At 37.0% G+C, this 6,000-nt stretch carries 8 protein-coding genes; 7 read left to right on the forward strand and 1 reads right to left on the reverse strand.

Annotated elements, in window-relative coordinates; genetic code table 11:
• Positions 1-135 precede the first annotated feature (135 nt).
• From queA to DNJ75_RS09480, 5 genes are all read left to right on the forward strand, one after another.
• Positions 136-1,155 carry a tRNA preQ1(34) S-adenosylmethionine ribosyltransferase-isomerase QueA gene (gene queA / locus DNJ75_RS09460; RefSeq protein WP_117003214.1) on the forward strand — a complete coding sequence of 340 codons (1,020 nt, stop codon included), beginning with the start codon at positions 136-138 and terminating at the stop codon, positions 1,153-1,155.
• Positions 1,156-1,168: 13 nt separating this feature from the next.
• The gene (locus tag DNJ75_RS09465; protein ID WP_150468972.1) at positions 1,169-1,708 is read left to right on the forward strand and encodes a hypothetical protein; all 540 of its coding nucleotides are present in this window, start codon (positions 1,169-1,171) and stop codon (positions 1,706-1,708) included.
• Between the two features lie 339 nt (positions 1,709-2,047).
• Positions 2,048-2,923, forward strand: coding sequence for a DMT family transporter (locus DNJ75_RS09470; RefSeq protein WP_170137216.1), 876 nt, complete (start codon positions 2,048-2,050; stop codon positions 2,921-2,923).
• Positions 2,924-2,925: 2 nt separating this feature from the next.
• Positions 2,926-3,396 (forward strand): MarR family winged helix-turn-helix transcriptional regulator, encoded by a 471-nt coding sequence (locus DNJ75_RS09475; protein WP_117003217.1) that lies wholly within the window; start codon positions 2,926-2,928, stop codon positions 3,394-3,396.
• A 102-nt stretch (positions 3,397-3,498) separates the two neighbouring features.
• Positions 3,499-3,822, forward strand: coding sequence for a helix-turn-helix domain-containing protein (locus DNJ75_RS09480; RefSeq protein WP_117003218.1), 324 nt, complete (start codon positions 3,499-3,501; stop codon positions 3,820-3,822).
• A gap of 137 nt (positions 3,823-3,959) precedes the next feature.
• Here the strand turns inward: DNJ75_RS09480 and DNJ75_RS09485 are convergent, their stop codons facing one another.
• Positions 3,960-4,580 carry a sterol desaturase family protein gene (locus DNJ75_RS09485; protein WP_117003219.1) on the reverse strand — a complete coding sequence of 207 codons (621 nt, stop codon included), beginning with the start codon at positions 4,578-4,580 and terminating at the stop codon, positions 3,960-3,962.
• Between the two features lie 332 nt (positions 4,581-4,912).
• On the opposite strand from DNJ75_RS09485, the gene DNJ75_RS09490 reads away from it, so the two are divergent.
• Positions 4,913-5,521, forward strand: coding sequence for a MarC family protein (locus DNJ75_RS09490; RefSeq protein WP_117003220.1), 609 nt, complete (start codon positions 4,913-4,915; stop codon positions 5,519-5,521).
• A gap of 119 nt (positions 5,522-5,640) precedes the next feature.
• A complete protein-coding gene (locus DNJ75_RS09495) occupies positions 5,641-5,967 on the forward strand; it encodes a hypothetical protein (protein WP_117003221.1) in 327 nt (108 codons plus the stop codon).
• Positions 5,968-6,000 lie beyond the last annotated feature (33 nt).

Consider the following 6,000-nt stretch of genomic DNA (forward strand, 5'->3'; position numbering starts at 1 on the left):
CGAAAGCAAACAAATAAAAAAGGCGCCGGATTGGCGCCTTTTTTATTGCTATTTGTTTTATACAAGGGCGTATTGCATACGCCCTTGAGAAGTTTATCTCATTAAATTGTATTGTTTATAGAGGATGTGACACTTGTGAAAACAGAACTTTTTGATTATGAACTACCTGAGCATCTTATTGCGCGCTATCCAGCAAAAGAGCGTGATCAAAGTCGTTTATTGGTACTTGATCGCCAAAAACAAGCACTAACAAATCATATTTTCAGTGAGATTGTTGATTATATACAAGCAGGTGATTTGGTTGTTTTTAATAATTCACGGGTGATGGCAGCGCGCCTTTTTGGACAAAAAGAAACCGGTGCCAAACTTGAATTTCTGATTGAAAAAGTAGTAAATGATAAGCTTTTTATTAGTCATGTTCGCGCTAATAAAGCACCTAAACTCGACTCAGTGGTTGAAATCGCTGATGTTAAAGCACGTGTGATCGAGAAAAATGACGGGTTATATCATATTGAATTAATTGATGGCAATGTATGGCAGTTAATGGCTGAGCATGGTCATATGCCACTGCCTCCTTATATGAAGCGTCAAGACGAAACCTTTGATATAGAACGCTATCAGACGGTTTATAGTGAGCTTCTTGGCTCTGTTGCAGCACCAACTGCAGGGCTTCATTTCACAAAAGAGATATTGCAAAAAATAAAAGACAAAGGTGCTGATATTGCTTATGTAACGTTGCATGTCGGCTCTGGCACCTTTAAGCCAGTGCAAACGAATGATATTCATGAACATATTATGCATAGTGAATTGATTGATGTGCCACAAAACGTGTGTGATCAGATTTGTAAAACCAAATCGCAAGGCGGGCGTGTAATCGCTGTGGGTACAACCTCAGTGCGCTCATTGGAAACCGCGGCAGCTAATGGCAATGGTGAGATAAAGGCATTTTATGGTGAGAGTGATATTTTTCTGTATCCTGGGAAAACATTCCATGTTGTTGATGCAATGGTTACCAATTTTCATTTGCCAAAATCAACATTAATTATGTTAGTTAGTGCCTTTTCTTCAATTGATATGATAAAAAAAGCATATCGCCATGCAATAGATGACAACTATCGCTTTTATAGTTATGGTGATGCTATGTTTATTCATTAAAGTCTCAACCATAATGACAAAAATATGCATTGTTTTATCTCTTTTAACCGTAAGTGCTTTTAGTGTGTCATCAGCTTTTGCAGCAACAGAGCCGACAGCTAGTCCAACACATAGCGCTATGGCTGAATCGCAACCTCAGCAGCAAGCAACAATTGTCAGTGACACATCGCAAACAGGTAGTCGAATGAAGGTCATCTCTCCGGGAAATCAATCGATCTCTTTGGAAGATCAGCTAAGAGGTGTGCAGGCACCTCAAGCCATTATGCCTGAAAATCCTGTTGCAGTTTCACAAACAGCACAAATTAATTATCCAGTAACGGTTGGCAATGAAGGGCAGATTGATCAGCTGCAAACGGAGCTTAGCAATATGTTTGTTAAAGCGGACAAAAATGCAGATGATCTCACGAAATATCAGCAATATAGTTTATATCTAGCCTATAAACAGGCACAGCAAAATCAGTTGCTACTTGAGCAAAATAATAAAATTATTTTAGCTTTAGAGAAAATTTCGTTACAGAATCAGTTGCTGCTCGCACACCAAACTTCAAAATAATTATTTCAACTCCCAACACCTATCTCCTTAACTCCTAACACCTGACTCGTGCGCCGTCTTTTTATATTTAAAATGTAGGCTATGACCATATTCCTGCCCACTTTGTTTGTGTAAGCGTTGGCTGAGCGTAAGTCGAAGCCTCTATGAAGTGTGATTTTACCAAGATTACCCACTTCGACTGATGCTTAGTGCATCGCTTCAACTTACGCTCAGGGTACGGTGAGAACTTATGGGTGAATATTTAGTCTTAGCCAGAAAGCCAAAATGTAAATATTGCATTTTAAAAATTAAAAATTATAATAATCATTAATTATAAAATATATGCTTAAGTTAAATCGAATGAGAAATAGTTATTTAGGGGTTAGTTTCACGTTGCTAAGTGCATTAATTTATGCGTTTCAAGCCGCCTTGATTAAGAAGTTTAATATCGGATTAAGCGTGCCTGTGATTGTATTTAGTCAGAGTTTAGTTGCGTTGATTTTGATATTGCCAATTATCTTGTATAAAAAGCATCAATGGCAGGTCAATTTATTAAAAACCCAAGTGCCATGGCAGCATTTGGCAAGAACGATTTTTAGTTTGGGGATCAGCTATTTTTTGTTTATTGCAATTATGCATGTGCCACTAGTCGATGGTGTGTTGTTAGCAAATACGGCACCATTTTTTGTGCCATTTATCTTATTCATTTTTATGCGACAAAAGTTTCAGCATGCCTTATGGTTGCCGTTAATTATTGGTTTTGTTGGTGTTATGATGATTCTAAAGCCAGATGCTAAAATCATGAATCCTTACGCCATTGTTGCTTTGGGTGCGGGTTTATCCATGGCTTTATCAATTATTATGGTGCGTAAAATTTCAAGCTATGATAATGGCTTGACGACTGTTTTTTATTACTTTTTGTTTTCAAGTATTATTGCTGGAGTTGTTAGTATTCCTTTTTGGCAAGAAATATGGCTTTATGCACTTTTAATACTCGTTGCAATTGGGGTGTTGTTTTTCTTTGTACAATATCTTTTGGTGTTGGCATTAGGTTATATTCAAGTACAAAGTTTCTCTGTGCTATACTATGCTAATGTTATTTTTGCGGCAGTCATTGGCGTCTTTTTTTTCGCAGATCGTTATGACTGGCTGACACTTGCGGGAATAGTGCTGACAATTATGAGTGCCATTGTTATAATCCAGCTTCAGGCACAACGTCAAAAGGTAATAAGCTAAGCATGTCAGATGCGACAACACAACTGTTAGAATTTGCGATTTGCGATACAGGATTGTTAATTCGTAAGATTTATAATTTTCATGCAAAAGAATTAGGTTTAAATGTTTTAGATCGACGTGTACTGGTGCATGCAAGGTTTCGTCCAAAGCTTACTCAAATTGAGTTAGCAGGACATCTAGAGATCGAGGCACAAAATCTTATTCGCGTGCTTGATCGCTTGAGTGATCAAGGTCTTGTTGAGCGCATTGCACATGAGAGTGATCGTCGTGCAAAATGCGTTATTGTTACTAAGCGTGGACTTGCTGTTTTGGAAGAGCTGGATAAAGCAGTAAAACAGCATTATGCGCAGATCTTAGTTGGCGTGGATCTAGATGAAAAAAATGCGCTTATCGCGACATTGGATAAGCTGAAAATTAATCTAGCAAATACGCTAGAGGATATGCAAAGTCAAGATGCACAAACTCAGGCATAGCTTTTTGTTATGTGCTTGATTATTTTATTTTATTGGATTGATCAAGTGTTCTATGTGACAATTCATCTTGTGTCGAGAGAATTGTTCATTTAGGAGCACAAAATGCCGAATCAATACAGTAATAACTTTGAGTTAAATGTTCTTAAAAAATATGGCAAGCCTGCTGAGAAAGTTTTAAATGATTTACATGACCAAGGCGTTTCTTACAGTGAAGCTTCTGAACTGATGGGTTATCAAGTCTGGACGGTTAAGCGCTGGTGCCGTCGCTATGGAATTAGTCTTGCGCAGAAAGAGCTAAATACTGAGATCAATAATCGTGAGTTTATGAATAAATTTCATGAGCAAGAATTAAATAAATATAATATCTTAAGTCGCAAGTGGGTTATATACCGCCCGCAAACCATTTTACAGAATTTCTATCATTGAATTTTTCGCACTTCTGAATGATTTGATTTTGCTAATAGTCCTAGCTATTACCTGTAATCCAATCATTCAGAAGCATCAAAAACTTCTTTGACATTAAACACCGCAAAATGATTAACGAGCGGTATATTGCATTAATCTTACTCGTTAAACCCAGAGATTTGTTTAGCCGTTGGACTTTTGGCAACATCATTACGTTCTTTAAATGTGCCAAAGCATAAGTCACCTAGATAGTTAGTAATACCCCAACAGTAGTTTTCATTATGAAAATGGTGGCGCATGTGCGCGCGTTTTAACCTGTGTCCAACCTGCGTCATGGGTTGATATGCAGGGGTGTGATGAGCCAAATGCATCCATTCATAGAAAAGATAATATAAAATGCCAAATGTAAATGGCACAAGTGCTACACTAAAGCTCCAACTAATAAGTGCAAACAAAAGGTAAGTCTGAATAAGATGCAAGATAATGGCTGACCATGGTGCAAATAATAGCTCAACATCTTGTGGATATTTATGATGACCATGATGTAGCCTTATTTGAAAATTGCGGAAAACTCCGTGTTTTTCAGTAAGCTTGGCATGCAATAAATATTTATGGGCATACCATTCATAAAAAGGTGCAATGATAATCGGTAAAAATAACCACCACCAGTGACTGCCAAATACACCTATAAAAATACTAAGTGCTAAAAAGGCGAAAAAAAGCACCCAAAGAACCTGTACGGTGCGATGCGTAAAATAAACCTTAAATACTTCCTGCATAAGTTTGTTTTTTTGATCAGTTCAAAGATGGTGTGATTGTAGCAGCTGGTGAATTTCACTGCTATTAAAACAATCGATGAATATAAATTTAGGCTAAAATTAAATATTCACTCACAAGTGTTCATCGTGCCCTGAGCGTAAGTCGAAGGGGAAATTTGGAAAAATCACACTTCATAGAGGCTTCGACTTATGCTCAGCCAGCGCTTATACAATCAAGGTGGGCTGTAATATGATCATTATTGCCTAAATTTATTGAATGCTTTAATGAAAAAACTCTAACAATAAGCTAGGCTAAATAAGCTAGATAGGTTAAGAGAAAGTAAGGAAAGTAGATGTTAAGTTTCGCCATCGCGTTAATCGTCATTATGAACCCTATTGGTAATTTAGCCATTTATATTGGATTGATTACAGGTCGGGATGAAAAGGACTGTAATAAAACCGCTAAAATCTGTGGCATTGCTATTTTTGTATTATTAATGATTTCGCTGTGGATTGGCTGGCCGATTTTAAACTTCTTTGGGATCAGTATTGGGGCGTTTAAATTAGCAGGTGGTCTGATCGTTTTACGCATTGCTTTATCGATGATTCAAGGGGGCAATCATACACATAAAAAAGGTGAAAAGAAGATAGCTGATGAAAAGCAACCATCTATTGCTGTGGTACCAATGGCAATTCCCGTCATTGCAGGTCCTGGTGCTATGGCGGTTATTATTACCCATGCACATGATTTTACTTTGTGGCAATTTTTGATGGCAAGCATTATATGTGCTGTGATTTCAGTCTTGTTTTGGTTATTACTAAAATTCACACCTAAGCTTGCACGCTTTCTTAGTGAAGAAGCGTTATCGGTAATATCGCGTGTTATGGGACTTATTTTAGCGGCTATTGCCATTCAGATGATGGCAGGTGGAGTTACGGCACTTTTTCCCATATTAAAGTAAATACATTTGATCAAAAAGCCTAATATACCCATAAAGATATTTGATTGTATTTAAGACATTAAGTGTAAATATAATGATTTCGAAATTAAAGTAAATTTTATAGACACTTAGGAGAGAAAATGCAAATAAGAACATCTATTTCAATTTTAATAGGTTTAGGTATAACCAGTCAGGCATTTGCAGGTTGGGGAACAGGTTGGAATGTTGAGATGACAAATCTAACCCCAAGAGATATACAGGTATACCCTTATAACTGTAAGGCAAATAGCAAAGCAAAAAATGATACCATCACCATTAAGCTTAAGAATGGGGATACAAGAATATGTTCTTGGAAAGAGAAAGATACATCAAGTTATTCTACCCCAAAGTGTCAATACAGTTTTTTAAAAATTCTTATTCCTATACATGTCATGCAACCTGCAATGTTTTTTGCGCCTGACTTTTAAAGTCAATAGCACCTTCTTTGTACACGTTCATTG

It is taken from the genome of Cysteiniphilum litorale, assembly GCF_003428165.1.
Classification (GTDB): Bacteria; Pseudomonadota; Gammaproteobacteria; order Francisellales; family Francisellaceae; genus Caedibacter; species Caedibacter litoralis.